Origin of the sequence: Acinetobacter sp. Q85-2 (assembly GCF_013420555.1) — a bacterium.
Taxonomy (GTDB): domain Bacteria; phylum Pseudomonadota; class Gammaproteobacteria; order Pseudomonadales; family Moraxellaceae; genus Acinetobacter; species Acinetobacter indicus.
This window is the reverse complement of sequence record NZ_VOXW01000010.1, coordinates 82,672-103,924: the sequence shown is the minus strand read 5'-3', so window position 1 is coordinate 103,924 and position 21,253 is coordinate 82,672. Positions and strand designations below refer to the sequence as shown.

13 protein-coding genes are annotated in these 21,253 nt (G+C 51.1%); 9 read left to right on the top strand and 4 right to left on the bottom strand.

What is annotated here, in order from left to right; all coding sequences use genetic code 11:
• Nucleotides 1-247: 247 nt before the first annotated feature.
• The 3 genes from recD to FTT68_RS07665 all read right to left on the bottom strand — a co-directional run bounded on the left by recD (nucleotide 248) and on the right by FTT68_RS07665 (nucleotide 9,492).
• Nucleotides 248-2,023 (bottom strand): exodeoxyribonuclease V subunit alpha, encoded by a 1,776-nt coding sequence (gene recD, locus FTT68_RS07675; protein WP_180061612.1) that lies wholly within the window; start codon nucleotides 2,021-2,023, stop codon nucleotides 248-250.
• Between the two features lie 62 nt (nucleotides 2,024-2,085).
• Complete coding sequence (locus tag FTT68_RS07670; protein ID WP_180006874.1) at nucleotides 2,086-5,802, bottom strand: UvrD-helicase domain-containing protein; 3,717 nt, start codon at nucleotides 5,800-5,802, stop codon at nucleotides 2,086-2,088.
• A 3-nt stretch (nucleotides 5,803-5,805) separates the two neighbouring features.
• Nucleotides 5,806-9,492: an exodeoxyribonuclease V subunit gamma gene (locus FTT68_RS07665; protein WP_180175269.1), complete on the bottom strand. Its 3,687-nt coding sequence runs from the start codon at nucleotides 9,490-9,492 to the stop codon at nucleotides 5,806-5,808.
• A 181-nt stretch (nucleotides 9,493-9,673) separates the two neighbouring features.
• Here FTT68_RS07665 and FTT68_RS07660 point away from each other — a divergent pair, with 181 nt between their 5' ends.
• A complete protein-coding gene (locus tag FTT68_RS07660) occupies nucleotides 9,674-10,180 on the top strand; it encodes a hypothetical protein (RefSeq protein ID WP_180175268.1) in 507 nt (168 codons plus the stop codon).
• A gap of 74 nt (nucleotides 10,181-10,254) precedes the next feature.
• On the opposite strand, the gene FTT68_RS07655 is transcribed toward FTT68_RS07660, so the two are convergent.
• Nucleotides 10,255-11,679 carry a phosphate--AMP phosphotransferase gene (locus FTT68_RS07655; RefSeq protein ID WP_104505587.1) on the bottom strand — a complete coding sequence of 475 codons (1,425 nt, stop codon included), beginning with the start codon at nucleotides 11,677-11,679 and terminating at the stop codon, nucleotides 10,255-10,257.
• A 207-nt stretch (nucleotides 11,680-11,886) separates the two neighbouring features.
• Here FTT68_RS07655 and FTT68_RS07650 point away from each other — a divergent pair, with 207 nt between their 5' ends.
• From FTT68_RS07650 to FTT68_RS07615, 8 genes are all read left to right on the top strand, one after another.
• Nucleotides 11,887-12,591 (top strand): hypothetical protein, encoded by a 705-nt coding sequence (locus tag FTT68_RS07650; RefSeq protein ID WP_168370336.1) that lies wholly within the window; start codon nucleotides 11,887-11,889, stop codon nucleotides 12,589-12,591.
• A 207-nt stretch (nucleotides 12,592-12,798) separates the two neighbouring features.
• Complete coding sequence (gene ubiE / locus FTT68_RS07645) at nucleotides 12,799-13,740, top strand: bifunctional demethylmenaquinone methyltransferase/2-methoxy-6-polyprenyl-1,4-benzoquinol methylase UbiE (protein WP_168370335.1); 942 nt, start codon at nucleotides 12,799-12,801, stop codon at nucleotides 13,738-13,740.
• 19 nt (nucleotides 13,741-13,759) lie between these two features.
• Nucleotides 13,760-14,431 carry an SCP2 domain-containing protein gene (locus tag FTT68_RS07640; RefSeq protein WP_104471776.1) on the top strand — a complete coding sequence of 224 codons (672 nt, stop codon included), beginning with the start codon at nucleotides 13,760-13,762 and terminating at the stop codon, nucleotides 14,429-14,431.
• 12 nt (nucleotides 14,432-14,443) lie between these two features.
• Nucleotides 14,444-16,063, top strand: coding sequence for an AarF/ABC1/UbiB kinase family protein (locus FTT68_RS07635; protein ID WP_104494772.1), 1,620 nt, complete (start codon nucleotides 14,444-14,446; stop codon nucleotides 16,061-16,063).
• 194 nt (nucleotides 16,064-16,257) lie between these two features.
• Complete coding sequence (locus tag FTT68_RS07630; RefSeq protein ID WP_005181814.1) at nucleotides 16,258-17,334, top strand: patatin-like phospholipase family protein; 1,077 nt, start codon at nucleotides 16,258-16,260, stop codon at nucleotides 17,332-17,334.
• A 148-nt stretch (nucleotides 17,335-17,482) separates the two neighbouring features.
• A complete protein-coding gene (gene hisIE / locus FTT68_RS07625) occupies nucleotides 17,483-18,268 on the top strand; it encodes a bifunctional phosphoribosyl-AMP cyclohydrolase/phosphoribosyl-ATP diphosphatase HisIE (protein WP_005181811.1) in 786 nt (261 codons plus the stop codon).
• A gap of 11 nt (nucleotides 18,269-18,279) precedes the next feature.
• On the top strand, nucleotides 18,280-19,782 hold the full coding sequence (locus FTT68_RS07620) for a UvrD-helicase domain-containing protein (RefSeq protein ID WP_005181808.1): 1,503 nt from the start codon (nucleotides 18,280-18,282) through the stop codon (nucleotides 19,780-19,782).
• Between the two features lie 16 nt (nucleotides 19,783-19,798).
• Complete coding sequence (locus tag FTT68_RS07615) at nucleotides 19,799-21,166, top strand: AAA family ATPase (protein ID WP_168370334.1); 1,368 nt, start codon at nucleotides 19,799-19,801, stop codon at nucleotides 21,164-21,166.
• Nucleotides 21,167-21,253 lie beyond the last annotated feature (87 nt).

Below are 21,253 nucleotides of genomic sequence, written 5' to 3'. Positions count from 1 at the left end.
AAGCCCTGTAGTCTCTCCCAAAACTACAAGGCTTAGCGGCTGTAAGTTTCCTCTTTTTTTCACCTACTTCAATGTAAGCTCGCTGTCTCTCGACTTTCTTATTCTGGTTTTGCGATTTTCCTCAACTTTCCGTGTTGAGCTTTTGTGTGAAGTCATCTTCTCAAAAACTCAGGCAAAGCTCTATGCGCAAATTTCTCGAATCGTTGTAAGCATTTTCTTACAACGGCCGGGTTTATTTATGCCAACTTTATAATGACAAATGTTCATTTACTTTTTCTAACACACCACTGTTACGGCTGGTTTTCACGGTTAAGGCCTGTACCAGCGCCTGCCGGTCTGCCAGTAAACTCACCACCGATTTGGCCCGGGTAATGGCGGTATAGATCAGTTCCTTGCTCAGCAGATTCTGCGCGGCCTGATCCAGCACCACCGCCACATGCTGAAACTCCGAACCTTGAGATTTATGAATGGTCAGAGCAAATGCGGTTTCAATATTTTTTGGCAAGCGTGTGGCTGGCACCCATTTATCCAGACTCGGGAAATACACTTCAAACTGCCGGTTGCCCTCACGCAGACGTTGCAGACACAGGCCAATATCACCGTTGGACAGGCCGAGCTGATAGTCGTTATAGGTCATCATTACCGGCCGGCCGACATACCAGTCGCCCTGCTTGGCCACGTCCAGAGCCAGTTGCTGCAACAAACGCTGCTCAATCTGCATGTTCAGCTGTTGCAAGCCCAAGCCACCATGCCGAATTGCAGTCAGAATCCGATACTGGTCAAAGGCTTTCACCACCTGCGCCACCACCGAGTCCGGATCATCAGCCTGTAAATACTGTTTTAGGCTGTGCACATAGCCCTGATAGCCCAGCATCAGTTTGTCATAATAGCCCTGCCCGGCTACGGGATCGGGCGCTTCATCGGGTAAATATTCCAGTTGCAGTACATCGGCCATATCCGGCGTTAAAGTTACGGCCTGTAATTCACCCGGCTGTACCAGCTGTGCGGCAAACTGCTGCAAGATTTGCACGGCCGGCTGTTCAGCCGTTTGCTGCTGAATAAAGCGGGCCATTTCACCAATTAAGGCACCGGCTTTAAAACGGCGACTGGTGACCAGATGCACATGATTATCTGCCAGTGCCGGCACCTGCTGTAAATCGGCCAGCACCGAACCAACATCGACCGACGCCAGCTGCTGCGCATCCCCAAGTAAAATCACCCGGGTCTGTTCAGCAATGGCATTGAACAGCATGCTGGCCAGATTCAGGTCCAGCATGGAAGCTTCATCAATCACAATCAGGTCATAAGGCAACGGCTGCCGGGCATGAAAACGTGGCTGCTGCCGGTTGCCAAGGCCCAAAAGCCGGTGGATGGTAATCGGGGTCAGGCGTTTGAGATCGTCACTGACCAGATTGGCAATTTTCGGATCATCAAAGGAATTCTGTAGCGCTTCTTTCATACGCTGCGCGGCTTTTCCGGTCGGGGCCGCCATGGCAATCCGGATCTCCGGCAAGGCTTGGTTCAGCACGGCAATAATCCGCGCCAAAGTATAGGTTTTACCGGTGCCCGGGCCGCCCGTAATCAGGTTAAAGGCGGTCGTCGCGGTCATTTTTAAGGCCTGCTGCTGGTGCTGGTCTTCCAGTAAATGCAGATAGTCCGACACATCTACCGCCGTAACAACTTGCTGTTTTAAGCGTGCCACCTGCTGTGCCAGCGCCGACTCCAGCGCCCAATATCGGTACAGGTATAAATGCTGCTGGTCATAAATAAACGGCGCCACCGAACCCGGTTCAGAACCGGAGCCGACCAGATTGGCCAACGCTGCCACCTGTTCGGCAGAGGCGGCTATACAGCTGTCACCATTGAGAGTAGCCTCCAGCAACTGCGCGATGATTTTAGCGGAATCTTCTCGCTTTTCCGCCTGAAAAAAAGGCGCCTGTAAAAGATAGTTACTCCAAAGCGCAAACCATGCCGGGGTTTGGGTTTCAGGCGTTGCTGCTAAAACTGTCCGCTGGTTGTCCACACTATTATCCTCAAAGTTATCCACATGCTAAATCATTCTTTCTTTAAATGTTATTAAATGATTTAGGCAATTTTCCCCAGTTGATCGACAGTTGGATTCCCCAACAGTGCATCCAGTCGCAAAATAAACTCGACCGGCGGTTTCCAATGGTACACGCCCTGCCCGGCCTGACCATTCATGCCGCGCAAATACAAATAGCTGGCCCCACCTAAATGTTGATAAATATCGTAATTTTCCAGATGGACTTTCAGGTAGCGATGCAGGGCCACCAGATACAGACCGGCCTGCAGCCAGTAACTGGACTGTGACATGCTGGCCTGCACCGAGGCCGCCTGATAATGCGACTGATCGGCGCCTAAAAAGTTGCTTTTATAATCGGCAATATGGTAACGGTGGCCATCAAAATACACCAGGTCAATCGAACCGGTTAAATAGCGCGCCGAATTGGCATCATGAAAATCCAGCATCTGAATGCCATATTCATCAAACAGCTGATGAATCCGCTTGATCGCCAAGACCTGATCGGACAAGGACAGATAAAACGGAAATTCTGCCAGATGCTGCTCGGGCGCCAGCTGTTTTAACTGAAAGCCCGGATGCAGCGGTGTACTCAGCACATCCAGCAGCCAAGCCGACAGCCAGCTCAGCAAGATGTCCTCCGTATGTTCCGGATATTCCTGACTAAACTTGTCCTGCAGCTCCTGCCACAAAGAAGGATAATCATTTTTAAAACGGCGCTGGATTTCCAGCGGCCAGTCCTGCTGATCCTGAAAATCAATGTGTTCAAAAATCTCATGCAGGAAATTACCGGCCAGCGTACCCATCGGGAACTGGCGTTTAATCCAGGCAATCGGCTGATTCAGGATGTCGACATCAGCCACCGCTACTGGCTGATGCAGTTCATCAGAGGCACTGCTGTGCTGCTCAATATGAGCCGCCAGCGCATCAATCGCCTGTTTACGGCTTAAATGCTGGGCCAGAGCACTGAAACTGGTTTTACTGCGCGGATAAAAACGCTGCTGCGGGAAAGTCTTTGCCGTTAATGGCAGCGTCTGCTCATGCTGCTGCAGCTTCAGCCTTGGCGGCTTTTCAGTCAGCAACGCTTCATCGCCACAATGCGGATGCTGGAAAACGTCGCTGCCCTGACCGCGCCAGAAGGCCAGACCGGAGCAGGATTTTCCGCTCTGATCCTGCAAAATGGCATAGACCCGATGGCTGGCCCGGGTCAGTGCCACATACCACAAACGGCGTTGCTCAGCTTCGGCCCGGAGCTGATGCTGCTGTTGATCCTCTGCACTGAGCAAGGCTGCTGCATTTACCGCAATCAGACGCTGCTGCTCGGTTTGACCGGTCAGCGGATTGACCGCCTGAATGGTCGAAAAATTCAGGGTTTTGTTGACCTCACGAAAATCCTTATCCGCCCCCAACAAGAACACCACTTTAAACTCCAACCCTTTGGACTGGTGGATGGTCATCAACTGTACCCCGGCGGCATTGGACAGTTTTCGCTCCAGTTCCCACTCGCGTTCACTTGGCGCCTGCAACTGTTTTAAATACCACTGATACAGGGTTTGTGCGCCCTGATAATGTTCGCTGTGCTGGCTAAGCAGTTCGCTTAAATGGCGCAGATTGACCACCACCCGTTCATTGTCACGGCTGTGGTGGGCGACCAGATTCTCCCAGACCTGAAACAGGTTCAGGGCATATTGCCAGGCACTTAAAAAGCCTTTTTCAAACCAGATGCTGCGGATGCCGTCAAAATCATCCATAAACTGGCTCAAGCCGGCCGGATGGGCTTCCAGTTCCAGTAAGCGCTGTAAATTAAAATTCAGCAGGCGGCTTAACAAGGCTCTTTTGACTTTGGCTTCATCATAAGGATGCATAATTGCGGTCAGCACCGCCCCCACATCTTTGGCGATCTGGCTGTCAAACACACTGCGTTTGGATGGACGGTTCACCCGAATCCCGAGCCGCTCCAGTTCATACTGCACCTTGTCCAGCCCGTCATGGTTTTTGGACAGCACCGCAATATCATCTTCAATTAGCGGGCTGCGCTCCTGACCATTGTGCAGATAGATTTGCTGCTGCGCCGCCTGATTTAAAAGCGCCCGGATTTTCCAGGCCACCTGCAATGCTTCATTATTTTTGTCTTCCAGCATTAACCAGCGTAAAGGCTGCCGGTTCTCCCCTTGCCCGTCAATTAAGGCCGGATGGGGACGAGGTCCGGCTTCTACCAGGCTATATTGCACCTCTTCACCAAAATCTATTTGGCGCTGGAACAAGGCGTCCACCACTTCCACCAGAGCCGGAATAGAACGATGATTGTATTTCAGGCTATACAGGCGCCCCTGTTTGGCCTGCACATCGGCCCGGGCCTTGTTATAGGTCAGCATATCACCGCCGCGGAAACCGTAAATGGCCTGTTTTGGATCACCCACCATAATCATGCAGCCCTGCTGATAATAGCGGGCATGACGCCAGATACTGGCCAGCATACTGTCCTGATCCTGGTTTGTATCCTGAAATTCATCGACCAGAATCAACGGATATTTACTGTGCACAAACTGGGCAAAACGCAGTCCCTGCTCGCCCTGCAAGGCTTCCGACAGGCTGCGGATCTGCTGGGCAAAGGTGGTTTCACCTTTTTGCTGCAACACCTGTGGCAGGCGTTTTTTCACTTCGCGGCTTAAATAGTATTTGAGATAGGCATCCAGCAGCTCTAAATCCAGTTGCAGCTGCTGCAACTGCTGGCAGAAGGCTTTTAGCCGTTGAATCACCGCATGCTGTTCAAACTGCGTCAGCACCTCGTCCGGACATTTGTTCAGCACTTTTTTGGTGGATAAATCGGTACACAGCTTTAAGGTTTTTTCAAAATGTGGTGCAAACAAGGCATAGCCACGTTGCTGGGACAACGCCTTTAGTAATGCCGGCAAAGCCTCGCATAAGGTGTGTTGCATCAGCTGATTGGTGCGCCACTTTTTCCCAACCAATGCAGCGTACTGGCCCTGCTCCAGATAATAGTCGCTTAGGCTGTCGACATCAGCCAGATCCAGCTGCAACAACTCATCAATGGCTGCTTCAAACTGGTTTAAATCCAGTTCGGGCGCCGGTACTTCACGAAACTGGGCCGAGGCAAAATTCAGGGTATTTTCAACAATACCCACATAGGCGTCGACATGCTTGAGTTTCTTTTGCAACAGCAGATAATTCACCACCTGCTGTGGCTGGGCCTGCAGCCATTGCCGCAGCACATCATGAATCAGCTGATGCACATAACTTTTGGCATCATCAGTAATATCGGCGCGTTCAATCTTGCCACATTCAAAACTGAATTCTCGCAACAACTTCTGGCTAAAACTGTCTAAGGTACCCACAAACAGTTCATCCAGCTGGTCAATCACCAGCTTGAGCCGGTCACGGGCAAAGTCCGGTTTGGCAGCATAATCCGCCAGCACTTTTTGCAATAGCGGATCGGACTCAGTCTGGGCCTTGGCTTGCAGTTCGGCTTCAGTATAGGACTGGCACTGTTCAAAATAACGTAGGGTTTCAACCAGACGTGCACGAATCCGGCTTTTCAGCTCGGCCGCGGCGGCACGGGTAAAGGTGGTCGCCACCACCTGATGGGGTAAATAGGCTTCCAGAAAAATCCGCACAATCAGGCTGGATAAGGTATAGGTCTTGCCGGTGCCAGCCGAAGCTTCAATCCAGTGCAGCCCCTTGAACTGCATGTCGGTAATGGGCTGGAAAGATAGTGGCGAAGAATGTGGAGTAGCGGCCATCATTTACTCCTCAAGCGTCTGCTGGTGCCAGAAAATCGGCTGGTATAAATCATAGGAAAACTGTTCACAGGCATGCGCCAATAATAAACTGGCATCCTGCTCCTGCAAAATAAACTGCCAGTCACGATGATGCTTGCAGGCTTCGTTGTCGGCCACCGAAAAGGCACTAAACTGGCCCGAATCATTCCAGTCCTTATACAAGCCATCCAGATCTTTCAGCTGCATACGCTGTTCGGCATCGGGTTCCCATTCATGCTGCTTGCCTTTTTCCGCCACTTTCAGCAGCAAGGCCGATGGCAGCACCAAAGGCTGGCGCTGGCCATAGTCCCAAGCCTTAAACCAGTGTTCCAGCCACTGTCTGGCCTGATTGGAACTGACTCCTTCACAGCAGACGGTATCATCACTAAATACCACAATCCGCTGATGCTGCTGGCCACCATCGCCCAGATTCAGATAGGCCAGCCAGAGCAGATATTCCAGCCAGAGTGCGGTACGGCGTTTGGCACGCGCACTGGACGCTTCCAGACTAACCCAGCGCTCGGCGCCCTGTTTTGGCAGGGTCAGGCGGATGTGCAAGTCAGGACGCACTTTCCAGACCTGTCGGGTGATAGTCGTTTCACTCGGTGCATAGTGCTGCAAGCGGGCCTGTAGCTGCTGCTGTTCGACCAGACTCATGGTCCAGCTGCCTTCACGAATTTTGCCAATCGGCAGGCGGTCTTGTAACAGCGCCGGATCGGGCGTGTTGTGCTGCTGCTTCAGAAAGTCGCGGATGGTATAACGGCCCAAACCATCCAGCAATAACGGCTCGGCCTGATCGCTGCGCTGTTCCGGACGCAGGTTTTCCACCCCGACACTTTTTAAATACAGCCGCGCCGGGAAAATCATGTCCTGAATCCATTGCTGGCTGTCCAGCACCTGCAAATCCTGGGTCAATAAAGGATAAGGCTGATTGGCCCAGTGACTGCGCTGCCCACCCGGCTGACGAATCTGCTGTGCCACTGCATACCACTGGTCCTGAAAACGGATGATCTCGCTGGATTCAAAACCGAGCGGATCAAACGGCTGTAAACGGTGCACACAGTACAGCTGACGCAACTGCTCCGGCACCTCAATCCCGTCAATACTCACGGTCTGGTTCAGCGCAGACTCGGGCTGCGGCGCGGCAACAATCAGCGCCAGATGCTGAATCAGCTCCTGCAAGATGCTGGACGGATCACGCACCTGCCCGTCATTGACATCAAAGCCGTTATAAAACAGCCAGACCTTGTCCTGCGCCAATAGCAGTGCATCCAAAAATGCACCCTGATCATCTTCCAGACGTGAGCGGTCACCCAGTTGCGGTTTCAGCAACTGCATTAAATCGAATGGCAGCTGCACATTACGATTCGGGAATTTGCCACTGTCCAGATTCAGCATCACCACCAGTTTATACGGCAGCGGACGCAGCTGGCCCAGCTGGCAAAAGGTAATCTGGCCGCTTGGTTCAGCCTGTTCCAGTTGTGCTGCCAGCTGTGCTTCAATTTCTTCCAATATATACGGCAAAGGCAGACTTAAGGCCGCCAGTGCATGCCGGTCCTGCTCATCATAATAGCTGGCCAAAGTCAGCATACGGTATTGCTTTTTAATGATTTTATAGACGTTTTCCAGCGCGGTGACACCAGCTGCGCTAAACTCGTCAATGTCTTGCATTAAGCGTTTTAGCCACTGTTCGGCCCGCGTGTTCTCGCCGCGTTCATGCGCAATCATCCAGTGCCGGCGCTCGGCCAGGTCCTGATAAATCTGGATCAGTTTGGCAATCAGTTCAAAATCGGCCGGCATTACCTCGGCAAAACACAGCGTATCCTGAAACAGGGTATGTTCCGGAATGGCCAGCCCCAGCGCCAGACGATCCAGCGCAAATTTAAAGCTGAAGCGATAATCCTGATCATCGGCGCTTAGGCTGCGCTGCAAATGCTCGGCATCAAAACCGCGTTTAAAACCGGCAGCACTGAGTAGCTCCAGCAGACGCTCCAGCTGGGCAATGTCCAGCTCATAACGCTGCAAACTGGCCGCTAGCCCGAGCCAATCGGCAAATTCATCCAGACTAAAGCGGCCCTGTAACAGACGAATCCGGCCAGCCACGGCGCGCCAGGCATTGCTGACATCCAGCTGGCTGACCCCGGCAATCTGAATTGGCAAATACACGCCGTGCTGGGCCAACCGGCTACTGTCATGTAAGGGATTGCCCAGATCACGCGCACTCGGTGGCGGCGCAAAGACACTGCGGATTAAAGGCTCAATCTCTTTTAAATTCGGACTTAAAACCAGAATATCGCTTGGCCGGCGCGGCTGCTCTTTCGTGCCTTGCGACAGCCAGTGCAACAGCTGGTCTTTTAACACTTCCAGCTGACGCAGACTGGAATGGCAGACATGAATCTGGATGGAATCATCATGCTGCTCTAAAGCATATTGATGCGCGGCCGGTTCATTTAAATACAGGATATCGGCCTGCAGCTTGCCCAATAAGCTGGGCTGATAGTCATCAATAAACAGATCGGCCCAGACGCCTTCTTCACCGGAAGATAAGGCAGAGAGTAAGGAGAAATGATCGCGTGCCTGCTTGCCCAGACGGGTCAGCAAGGGATGACGCGACTCGCGGTTCTGGGCATTAAAATGCAGGGTAAACTGTTCGAAAAACTGGGCAATCTCGGCATCATTGGCCTGTGGATGCTGCGCCAGAAAACGCTGTTTCACCCGCGCATCATAACGTGCCTTCCAGTTCGGATCGACGCTGTCGGCCCAGTACTCCTGTGAAGGGTTGTAATGCAGGATAAAAATTTCAATGTACTGACCTAAACGGCGCAGGAACTGTAACTGCTGCGGCGGCAAGTCCAGCAAGGTAAATACCACCAGCTGTTTCGGTAATTTGCGTAGCGCCTTGCCCGGCTGCTCCGGACTGCCCAGCGCCTGCCAGAACAGCTGGTCAATCTGCTGCATCTGCTCAAAATCTTCATGAAAAACTGCCTGCCACAGCCAGCGCTGCCACGCCTCCAGTTCTTCTGCCTGCTGCAGCATAAAGCCCGACACTTCGCTGTCGGTTTTAAAGAACATCTGCTCCAGATCAAGGGCCTGATCACGGCCCCATTGCATCAGCCAGTTGGTCGGACAGCGGCACTGCTCGCCACAGCCTTTCTGGCAATGCCCGCGATAAGTCATATAGTGGCTAAACAGTTTGGATACCTGTTCGGCCACCCAGTACAGCATGCTCTGTTTTTTCAGCTGGCGTTCCAGCGGCTGTTCCAGCCGGTCAGCACTGGCATAAATCTGCTGGATAATCGGAAACAGCGCATGGCTGGTTGCTAGCGGATTCTGTTCCGGCTGAATAAATTCTTTTAGCGCCTGAAATACGCGCCATTTAATGATAATTCGTGGAATATTGGCTTGACGGACCAAGTCTTTCTGATCGTGCAGCACCCATTGATAGGCACTCCACTGGAAACCGCGAATCCGGTGATGAAACTCGGTATTGGCACAGATGCTTTGATGTTCGGCCAGACGCTGGGTTAACCAGGCTTCCACCGCAGGGGACGGCACAATAAAGTGCTGGGTTTTTAATACCTCCAGCGGATGCGCTGCAGGTTTACGGACTGTCTTCAGCATCGCCTCGACCAGTACATCGACACGCTGACTTTGAATGACATGAATCCCCATAACGCTCTACCCTGTTAAACTTTTGCCATGATATCTACAAAACCATAAAGATTCATTACTATACTTTTGCAGTTGCCTATGTCACTTTTAGCTCATGGTTCGATTCAAAAATGCTTTGAAATACGTACCTTAATAGTGCTTCAATAAAAAAATCGATACACCGCTTAAGGTATTTAATATTATGAAAATAGACAAGATTCCCAACTCGATTGACCCCAATTTAAATTTAGAGCAAGTTCGTGCTGACTGTCTGGAGCTGGTCAAAAAACGGGCCTACGTGTCCGCAGGCGCGGCGGTCATTCCGGTTCCATTTTTAGATGTCGTGATTGACGTCGGTATTTTGTCACAACTGATTCCTGAAATTAATGCCCGTTTTAGTCTGTCGCCGGAACAGGTCAGTGTCTATGACCCCGAAACCAAGCAGATTCACTGGCAGGAACTGCGTAAACGCGGCATTGAATTTTCCGGCCTGGTGGTGGCACGTACCGCCGTCAAAAAATCATTGAACAATGTTGCCGCGAAAGTGATCACGAAGCAAGTCACCAAATTTATTCCTTTAGGCGGACAGCTGGTGGCGGCCAGCCTGGGCTATTTTGTCATGAAGAAAGTCGCCGAAGCGCATGTGGAAGAAAGCTATAAGATTGCCAAAGGCATCCAGCAGAAACAGACCCAGGTGGTCAATGGCTAAGCCTTTTTCCTCAATCTGATGCCGGTCCAGTGACCGGCATTTTTATAGCGGATTCATGCCTGTTTGCTGCCGGCTTAATCAGCTTTCAGCTGTTTTAAGATGGTTTTCAGCACTTCAATCCGGGCACTGTTTTTATCATTGGTGGCAATAATATGCCACGGCGCATCCTCGGTGCTGGTATGGGCAAACATATCGGCTGCGGCATTTAAATAATCATCCCAGCGATTCCGGTTCCGCCAGTCTTCCTCGGTAATTTTAAAGCGTTTATGTGCAGTCTGTTCACGCGCTTTAAAACGCTGTTCCTGCTCATCTTTGCTAATCGCCAGCCAGAACTTGATAATCACGGTCTGATGCTCGGTTAAATCCTGTTCAAAGCGGTTAATTTCCGCATACGCACGTTGCCATTCCAGATCACTGGCAAAACCTTCAATCCGTTCCACCAGTACCCGACCATACCAGGAACGGTCAAAAATACAGATTTTTTCTTCTGGTTGCAGCTTGGTCCAAAAACGCCATAAATAAGGCCGGCGTAATTCATATTTTTCCGGTGCGCCAATGGTATAAATTTCGTATTCACGCGGATCCAGCTTTTTCACAATCCGTTTAATTGCGCCGCCTTTGCCGGCTGCATCCATCCCTTCAAACACAATCACCACGTTGCGGTCATCAAAACGCAAGGCATCGGCCACTTTGCGGCTGAGTTTTTTGAGTTCGGCTTTATAGTCGCCCTCATCCAGCGCGGCATTGTCCGGATTGAGCAAGGCCTCAGGAATGGGCGCCTGCTGCCAGCTCTGCTCAACAGTTTTCGGATGCTCCGGGCAATCTTTAAAAGCCTGTAATACATGCTGGGCAAACTGCTGGTCACGCAGCTGCTCATCTTCACCATCAATAATAATCCAGTCATCGGTAAAGCGCTGGCGCAGCTTTTGCAAGGTGTCGTACTGTTTTTTGTTACGCCAGTCGAGGCCATTCATCTTATGCCAGCGCACTTCGCTCGGGTCCATCTCGTTCAGGCGTTTTTGCAGGGTTTTCCAGGACAGGTCAAACCAGATCTTGACCACATCGACCTGGTTGTTTTTTAAATCCTGTTCAAAGGCCCGAAAACGCTGCACATACTCATCAAACAGGCTGTCATCAAAAGGCTTCGAGACATGGGTGGCACTGCTGAGCAGATCGCTATACCAGTTGCCAAACAGAATCATGATCTGCCCTTCGGCCGGAATAAAACGGGCATAGGGCTGCCAGAAACTGGTTTTGAAATCAAACAGGTGTGCGGCATCGGCCTTCACATGCAAATAACGCGGATCGACCCATTCACGCAGCTGTTTCACCGCCTCGCCTTTGCCAGCCAGCTCAATGCCGCTGACCAGAATCACCAGACTTTTGGCATTGCTCTGACCGCGGCTGTCTTTTAGGGCATATTGTGCTTCAATCAGCTCGACAGACAGCTGATCTTCATCCATTAACTGAAATTCTGTTTGCGGGTTCTGCTCGGTCATAGGCACACACTCTTGTTTTATTGTTCCGTTCAGTATAACCAGCCTGCTGGCCGGGCGGCTGATGATTTTGTATAGCGCGTCTGTCTGATTTTGTCTATTTCTAGTGCAAACTGACCCGATGATCCTGAATCTGTCACCAATTTGTCATGGCCTGTGCATCTAACTGGCTTTAGAATGCCGCTTAAGTCAAAACAATTGAGACGCTCCATGTCCAAACTTGCGGTTTTAGATGACCTTTTAGAACTTTATAATCAATTTGAATATCATCGCCAGCCGGAAATTTTCACACGTTTGCAGGAAGTGCAGCTGTGGCAGAAACAGCGCATGCAACGTACCCATGCCCCGCATTTTGCCGAAAAAAATAATGTACTGATGGCCGAATATTTTCTGAACCGTTTATACGGCGGCCCCGATTTTGATGCGCTGGCCGGACAGATTGCACGCCTGACCAAATACGCACATAAAGCAGAAAAACTGATTCCGGAAAATGCCATTAAAACCGGCACCTCCGGGGTGGCCCTGGCCATTTTAGCAGTGCAACTGGATGAACAGGTTGCCATTCAGCTGTTAAAGGATTATCCGGCGCAGACGCCATTGAGCGACGAGATGATGCGCCTGACCTATTTAAAGCTCGATCAGGGCAGCGCGCGTTTAAAACAGCTGGACATGCTGGATGAACTGGGCAAAAGCCTGGACAAATACATGCGCTCCTTTATGGTTTATACAGCCTTTAAAATGTGTAAAGGCGCCGCGCATAAATATAATTTCGATATCATGTACGAGTTTATGCAAGATGGTTTTGTGGCCATGAAACCGCTGAAATCTGCAGAAAAATTTGTCCGCGAATTTACCGCAGTTGAACGCCAGATTATTGACAAAGTGCATCGGGGAGATCCGCAGCCCTTTCAATAAAGCCACATAATTTTTTGCATGTGATGGCCAAAATTTGGTACAAAAACAGCAGTAAAACGAATATGCATTCACGTTCATCAGGATAACAATTCAATTTTCTGTATTTTATTCCTGACAATTGCAGGCCGATGACTGTACAACGCCTAAGAATCTGTCATCATGCTTGCACTGCCACATCAACCCGATTTTCATGTTAGGAGTGACACTATGTCTAATGAAGAGCAAAAGCCTACCCATCCAGAAACGGCAACCAACACAGACAAAGTGAGCCCATTCTTAACCTCGCCATTACCGGAAGGTGCACCACAAGGTCAGCAGCAGTCTCTAGAACAGCGCCTAACCGATACTCCGGTAACGGGCAGCATTCCAAAATACAACCTGCCACGTGGCGCCAATACCGGTAATGTCGGTGCGACCACACATTTTGGCTACCAGACCGTAAACAGCGAAGAAAAAGCCCAGAAAGTGGCGGAAGTATTTCATTCGGTGGCCAGTAAATACGACATCATGAATGACCTGATGTCTTTTGGTATTCACCGTTTATGGAAACGCTTTGCGATTAACATGTCGGGTGTACGTCGTGGCCAGCACGTACTGGATATTGCGGGCGGTACCGGCGACCTGGCCAAAGTTTTTAGCCGTGAAGTTGGTCCAAGCGGCCATGTGGTCCTTTCAGATATTAATGAATCGATGCTGAATGTCGGTCGTGACCGTCTGATTGATGCCGGCTGTACCAATGTCGATTTCGTCCTGGCCAATGCTGAAACACTTGAACCTTTTGATGACAACAGCTTTGACCTGGTGACCATTTCTTTCGGTTTACGTAATGTGACCGATAAAGATGCTGCACTGCAAGCCATGTACCGTGTGCTTAAGCCAGGCGGCCGTTTACTGATCTTGGAATTCTCAAAACCGGTATTTGAACCGTTCTCGAAACTGTACGACCTGTACTCGTTCACTGCACTGCCAATCATGGGCAAACTGGTGGCGAATGATTCTGAAAGCTATAAATATCTGGCGGAATCAATCCGTATGCACCCAGACCAGCGCACCCTGAAAGGCATGATGGAAAATGCCGGCTTCCAGAACTGTGACTACCACAACCTGACCGGTGGTATTGTGGCGGTGCACCGCGGTTTTAAACTCTAATTCCGAAAAGGACACTGCTATGTGGTCGATTCTGGCCTTAGGTGCCGTTGAACGATGCATCCATCATGTCATTAATCTGGATGCGATTACCCGCATCCAGCTGAACCAGCTACAGGGCAAAACCCTGCGCGTGGTGATGGATGCGCCGCAACTGTCGGTAGATGTATTTTTTGATGAAAACAAGGTGCGTCTGGAGCCGACCGTTACCGGACAGGCAACCCAACCGTCTATTTTCGAGCAGCGCCCGTTTGAGCGCGAACAGCAGCTCAGTGAAGCCACCGCCACCTTGCAGGTCAAGAATGTGGTGGAACTGCTGAAACTGCTGCTGGCCGATGATGTCGGCACCATTCCGGTACAAGGCGACTATAAGCTGCTACAGGACATCCAGCGTATTATCGAGCAGGCCGAACCCGATCTGGCCGCGCATCTGTCGCCATGGGTTGGCCCGACACTGGCACATGAGCTGGGTAAAATCCAGCTGGCACCCAAGCAGCTGAAAAAAACCTTGCAAAGCCAGCTGTTTTTCGCCGAAGATGCCCTGAAAGAAGATTCCGGCCTGTTTGCACCGCGCTGGCAAATGGATGATCTGCAACAGGATACCCGCATCCTGAACCAGAATATCGACCGCGTAGAGGCCAAGATTCAACAGCTCCGCAAGCAGCTTGAAGACACTCCAGATTCACACGACTAGGTAAAGAGATTTATGATTCCGCACGTTTCACGTTTAATCGAACTTTGGCGTATTGCTGCGCACTATAGACTCGACACGTTGTTCCCTGCGGAAGAATTACCAGAAAAAGCCCGCCATATTCTGAGTCTGATCCGGATGCATCCGGCGGCCTGGTCCAGTAAGGAACGGAAAAATCCGCTCAAGCTGAAACAGGCCCTGGAAGATATGGGACCGCTGGCGATTAAACTCGGTCAGCTGTTATCGACCCGTCGTGACCTGATTCCACCTGAAGTATTACAGCAGCTGGTCTTGCTGCAGGACCGGGTCAAACCCTTTGGTTCCGATGTCGCGCAAATGCGGATTCAGGAATCCTTAAAGGCCGATGTCAACACCCTGTTCGCGCGTTTTGATGAACAGCCGCTGGCAGCTGCTTCAATTGCCCAGGTGCATACCGCTGCCCTGCACGATGGCCGCGAAGTGGTGGTCAAAGTCACCCGTCCTAATATCCGCCAGCAGATTCTGCAGGATTTTGAAATTCTGCAATGGCTGGGCCATTTTCTGGAAAAACGTCTTGAAGCGGCACGCGCGCTGCATTTATCCGAAATTATTCAGGACTATCGCCAGATTATCCTGAAAGAACTCGATCTGACCTTAGAAGCGGATAACACCCGCCGTATGCGCCATTACTTCACCGGCTCCAGCATGATGTATGTGCCGGAAGTGTATATGGACAGCAAAGATGTGATGGTGGCCGAGCGGATTACCGGGGTACCAATTTCCGATGTGGCCACCTTTGACCGCTTGGGTATGGACCGCGCCGATCTGGCGCAAAAAGGCCTGACCATCTTCTTTACCCAGGTGTTCCGCGACAACTTCTTCCATGCCGACATGCACCCGGGCAATGTGTTTGTAGAAACCATCAATCCGCAAAACCCGCGCTTTATTGCGCTGGACTGCGCGATTATGGGCGAGCTGTCCAAGCACGATCAGATGACCGTAGCGCGCATGTTACTGGCAGTCATGAACAGCGACTTTATGCAGCTGATCCAGATTGTGCATCAGGCCGGCTGGATTCCACCGGGCACCGATCAGGATGCTTTGGCACGTGAAATGCGCCGTACGGTAGGACCGATGGTCTCCAAACCCATGCATGAGCTGGACTTTGCCGGCATTCTGATTGAAGTGATGGATATTGCCCGCCGTTTCCATCTGGAAATTCCTCCACAGTTAATGCTGCTGCTCAAAACGCTGGTGCATGTTGAAGGTCTAGGCACCGATCTGTATCCAGAACTGGACATCTGGAGTCTGGCCAAACCAATCCTCACCGATTGGGTCAAGGCACAAATGAATCCGCAGAAAAACCTGAAAGAGCTGGGACAAAAAATTCCGGACCTACTGTTGGGTGCGCAGGATTTACCGACCTTGATGATCGACAGCTTAAACGGCCTGAAAAACCAGTCGGCCTGGCATGCCAAACAGCTGAATGAACTGCAAAGCATGCGTCTGCAAATGGAACATCAGCAAAAACGCAGCTGGATCTTTGGCAGCGTAATGGCGATTCTGCTGTCGATTGCGATTATTTCACCGTGGTTTGTCTCAGTCATTCTGATTGTGCTGGCCAGTATTCTGGCAGTCTGGCGCGTGGCCAAATAAGGCGAAATGGGCAAGTTTCCTGAATCCTTATATTCCTCCATTATTTAAACCGGTCACATGACCGGTTTTTTTATGGCCTGCAATTGCAGATAACATACCGGATGACTGAGCAGTCAGAGAGTGAACATTCCTGCCCTTGTGAGCCTTGGTCACTGGCCTAAAATACAGACAACTGTTTATTTTTCTGCCTGACTATGATCCAGATTCTGCAAAAACGTCCACCTGCCCTCACCCTTCGTGCCGGTCATCTGGCCCGGCAGCTGATTGCCGAGCAGGGCCTACAACCCGATCAGGTCGATATGATTCCGGGTGCTGCCGGTGGTCCAAAAGGTATTGGTATTCAGGGACTGGATCAGGCCATTTTTGGCGAGTTTTTGCCGCAGTCAGCGCAGCGCCGCACCCTGATTGGTTCTTCAATTGGCAGCTGGCGTTTTGCCAGCATTCTGGCCTGGGGCGCCAAAGCAGGTACCGAACGGCTGGCAGACTTATATACCAATCTGAGCTTTCATAAAAAAATGTCACGGCAGGACGTCAGTCATGTCTGCCGCGATATGCTGTTGAATCTGGTCGATGGCAAGGCACAGCAGCTGGTCGATCATCCGGATTATCATCTGACCGTGCTCTCGGTAAAAGCACAGCACATTTTCCAGAGTGACCGTGCACTGGCCCTACTGGCCTCGGTGGCTGGTATTGTCAGCGGCAATGCACTGGCGCGCAAACACAACCGCCTGTTTATGCAGCGCGTGATCAGCCAGCCAGCTCAAGGCAACCAGTTTCAGGTGCAGGATGATTTCTTTACCCATTATCATGCGCTAACGCCGGACAATGTCACCAGCTGGCTGATGGCTTCGGCCTCAATTCCGGGCGTGATGTCCGCAATTCGGGATATTCCGGAAGCGCCGGGCAGCTACCGCGATGGCGGCCTGATTGACTATCATATTGACCTGCCGTTTCAGAGTCAGGGACTGGTGCTGTATCCGCATTTTACCGATAGCATTACCCCAGGCTGGTTCGACAAAATGCTGAAACACCGCAAGGCCAATCCGGACAATCATGCACGGACCCTGCTGATTTCACCATCAGCCGAATATTTACAGTCTTTACCCCTGGGCCGCCTACCCGACCGCAAAGACTTTAATTTAAAAGGTATGGATCAGGCACAGCGCATTCAGCTGTGGAAACAATGTATTGCGGAAAGTCAGCGTCTGGGCGATGAGTTTTTAGAACTGGTCGAAAAGCAGTGTTTGCCGGAGGTGTTACAGCCGCTTTAAACAGGACGATAAATGAATGTTAGAGTGGTAACATCCTGAGCGAAAATAGGCAAAGATTTTTTCCTGCAAGCCGGTCAGATACCGTACACTATAGCGTTTGCGCACTGGCGTAATCTCGTTTTTCTGAACAAATTTTGGTGACATACTCATGAATAACTTGCAATGGCTCGATGAAGTAAAATTTAACGAACAGGGATTAGTGCCAGCCATTGCACAGCATCATCAAACCGGTCGGGTGTTGATGGTGGCCTGGATGAACCGCGAAGCGCTGGCCTTAACCGCAGAAAAAAATCAGGCGGTGTATTTTTCCCGTTCACGCAACAAACTCTGGCACAAAGGTGAAGAATCCGGTCATTTCCAGACCGTGCATGAAATCCGTCTGGACTGCGATGCCGATGTGATTATCCTGCAAATTGAACAGCATGGCGGCATTGCCTGCCATACTGGCCGTGAATCCTGCTTCTATCGCAAACTGACTCCGAATGGCTGGGAAATTGTTGATGCGCAGCTGAAAGACCCGAATGCGATTTATGGCGAGAAGTCCAGCAATCCGCACACCCTGGCCATGAATGCCTCCACTGCGCAATCTGAACAGGTCGAAATTCTGAGCTATTTAGGCAAAATGATGGCTGAACGTAAAGCCGCCGATCCGGATTCTTCGTATGTGGCCAAGCTGTATCACAAAGGCCTGAACAAGATTCTGGAAAAAGTTGGTGAAGAAAGCGTAGAAACTATTCTGGCAGCCAAGGAATATCAGGCTGCAGCTTATGAAGACAATAAAAATGACCTGATCTATGAAGTGGCTGACTTATGGTTCCACAGTCTGGTCATGCTCGGCTATTTCAATCTGGACCCGCAACTGATTCTGAATGAACTGGCACGCCGTCAGGGCTTATCTGGTCTGGTGGAAAAAGCCAACCGTACTCAGGCTTAAGCTGTCGCCCTGTGTCTGAGCTGAAGAAACCGACCGCCACCTATGAGCAGGCCACTGCCATTGATAACGCACGTCTGGGTAAATCCTTCAAGGTGATTGCCTATGCCGGCACAGGGAAAACCACCACCTTGCAGATGATCAGTGAAGCCATGCCGGAGCGGCGTGGCATGTATCTGGCCTTTAACAAATCCATTGCCGCAGAAGCGCAACACAAGTTTCATCGCAATGTCGATTGTCGCACCTTTCACTCGCTGGCCTTTCGTAGTGTTCCACGTGGAGTCACCGACAAACTGCGCCTGCCGCGCCTGAGTCCGAGTTTTATTGCCAAGGAATATCGTCTCGAGCCAATTACCCTGCGCCGGATGATGGGTGGCCGCTATGAAAAATATGTGCTGATGCCTTCACGGCTGGCCAGTCTGGTGGCCAATGCCGTTGGCTATTTCTGCTCGACCAGCTCGCAATATCCGGCACCACGGCATATTCAGGCACCGAACTGGCTGCACCCTGATGATGCCGAGCTGCTGCAAAAACATTTGTATCCGGCAGTGGAACGGCGCTGGCTGGAATCAATTGATCCGAACCATCAGGCCGGAATCGGTCATGATATTTACCTGAAACTGTGGGCGCTGTCGGAACCGAATATTCCGGCCGATTATGTGCTGTTTGATGAAGCGCAAGATGCCGACCCGCTAATGCTGGGGATTCTGCTCAAACAACGCAACACCCAGGTGATTTATGTGGGCGATGCCCATCAGCAAATTTATGCCTGGCGCGGTGCCATCAACGCCATGCAGCAACTGCCTTTGCCGGAGTCGCGCTTAACCACCTCATTCCGTTTTGGTCCGGACATCGCCATGACCGCCAATGCCATTCTCGGCGGCTTAAATGAAACCGTGCCGCTGCTCGGCAACCCGGATTTACATTCCAAAGTGGTGAACAAGCCGCATACCAAACAGCGCGATGCGATTTTATGCCGCACCAATGCCCGGGCGATGGAATTGCTGCTGGCCGGTCTGGTACATGGTGACAAGGTCAGCCTGCAGGCCGACCATGTCAAACTGAACCGTTTTGTCGATGCTGCCAGTATGCTGAAACAGGGCCGCCGCGTCACCGATGTGCCGGAACTGGCCTGGTTTAACTCCTGGCACGATGTACATGAATATTGCGAAACCAATGAAGGCAGCGACATTAAGCCGCTGGTAAAACTGGTGGATGATCATGGTACCGATCCGCTGAAAAAGGCGCTGGCCAAAATCACCCCGATTGGTCAGGCGGACTATATTATTTCAACCGCGCACAAAGCCAAAGGGCTGGAATGGGACCGCGTGCATCTGGAAGATGACTATCAGTTCAAGGTCAATGAACGCGATCATAAAATTAGTGATGAAGAGTTACGATTACTGTACGTGGCCTGCACACGTGCTAAAGTAAGCTTAAATATCCATCATATTTACGATCTGGTGCAACAGCTGAAACAGCAGATGCCGGTGTCCTTGCGTAAGGCGGTGGGTTAAAGCATGCAGGTGACCCATGAAAATTCAGTCTGTCCAGTTCAAGCACATCACCCACTTTACCGACCTTCAGCTACAACTGCATCCGCAGCAACAGCCTGTGGCCTTAATTCTGGGCAATCAGAGTTCCGGTAAAACCTCGCTACTGCGCTTCACCTATCAGGCACTGACCTGGTTTGCTGCCCGCTATAAAGATTTACGCACCTCCGGACTGGTCATGCTTGATCAGGACATTATGCACACCCGGCTGCAGTCCAAAATTGATCTGTGCGTGTGTTTTCCCAAAGACATTGGCAGCCTGCCGGAAAGCAGCGATGCCCAGCAGCAGGACCGTCAGTGCTGCGACTGGCAGCTGTACAAAACCCTGAACAGCAACGGCGTCGGGGTCAGCAAGGCTGAAACCCAGAAACTGGAAAAAATGGTCAGCCTGTACCAGCAGGCGGTAAAACAGGACCCGCTACAAGGCTTGCCATTAATTGCCTATTACCCGGCCGAACGTTTTGTCAATGAAGTCAATCTGCTAAGTAAAAACAATCCGCTGATTTTTCAGGCCGCACATGCCTATGAAATTTCGGCCATCCCCTTCACCACCTTTACACGCTTCTTTGAGTGGTTCCGGGAAATTTCCGATATTGAAAACGCCCAGAGCGCCCAGCTGATTGAACAGTTATTACATCCGCAGCATCCCGACGCAGAACCTCCACGGCGTGACAAACTGATGCAGGCACATGCCCAGATGCACGCGCCAAGTCTGCAGGCCCTGCGCGATGCACTACAGATTGTACTGCCAGAACTGAGCCAGATTTATCTACAATATCATCCAAAACTGCAATTAATGGTCACCTATCAGGGCAAAACTCAGCTGTATCAGCAGCTGTCCAACAGTATCCGCAACTGGATTGCACTGGTCGGAGATATTGTGCGGCGTTTATGTCTGCTCAATCCCTATAGTCTGTATCCAACTCTAGAAGGCGACGGCATTCTGCTGATTGATCAGGTCGATCATCAGCTTGATCAGGATATGGCCTCGGTAATTCTGGCGCGTTTGCATCAGGCTTTTCCGGCACTGCAGATTATTGCCACCGGTAACCGCACGGCACTCTTGGAAAATGCCGAAGACTATCAATGTTTAAGGCTGGATCAGCAGCAATTGCATCCAATTCATCTGCAACCGGTGCAGGAACAGCTGGACGCTATTTATGCCCAGTTTATGCAGACTGAAGCCAGCAGCAGCGATGAAAGCCTGAGTGAAGCGGTACAGGAGCCCACCAGCGTAGATGACATCTATCAGCAGATTCAGCAGCAACTGAGTGCCGAACAGCAGGAAGCCTTGCTGAAACGGCTGCAAAATGATGATGACACCTCGACCCCGCATCCGTTGCCTTAAATACGGCTTTGAATAGAGGGGAATATCGGAAAATCAGCCGAAAAAATCCGGTCTGATCTAACAATTTCATCCTGAAAAAAGTTCGGC

Coding starts and splice junctions, on each gene's coding strand:
- FTT68_RS07660 (WP_180175268.1), top strand. CDS start 9,674: ATGAAAATAGACAAGATTCCCAACTCGATTGACCCCAATTTAAATTTA.
- hisIE (WP_005181811.1), top strand. CDS start 17,483: ATGAATAACTTGCAATGGCTCGATGAAGTAAAATTTAACGAACAGGGA.
- FTT68_RS07630 (WP_005181814.1), top strand. CDS start 16,258: ATGATCCAGATTCTGCAAAAACGTCCACCTGCCCTCACCCTTCGTGCC.
- FTT68_RS07665 (WP_180175269.1), bottom strand. CDS start 9,492: ATGGGGATTCATGTCATTCAAAGTCAGCGTGTCGATGTACTGGTCGAG.
- FTT68_RS07640 (WP_104471776.1), top strand. CDS start 13,760: ATGTGGTCGATTCTGGCCTTAGGTGCCGTTGAACGATGCATCCATCAT.
- FTT68_RS07615 (WP_168370334.1), top strand. CDS start 19,799: ATGAAAATTCAGTCTGTCCAGTTCAAGCACATCACCCACTTTACCGAC.
- ubiE (WP_168370335.1), top strand. CDS start 12,799: ATGTCTAATGAAGAGCAAAAGCCTACCCATCCAGAAACGGCAACCAAC.
- FTT68_RS07635 (WP_104494772.1), top strand. CDS start 14,444: ATGATTCCGCACGTTTCACGTTTAATCGAACTTTGGCGTATTGCTGCG.
- FTT68_RS07650 (WP_168370336.1), top strand. CDS start 11,887: ATGTCCAAACTTGCGGTTTTAGATGACCTTTTAGAACTTTATAATCAA.
- FTT68_RS07670 (WP_180006874.1), bottom strand. CDS start 5,802: ATGGCCGCTACTCCACATTCTTCGCCACTATCTTTCCAGCCCATTACC.
- FTT68_RS07655 (WP_104505587.1), bottom strand. CDS start 11,679: ATGACCGAGCAGAACCCGCAAACAGAATTTCAGTTAATGGATGAAGAT.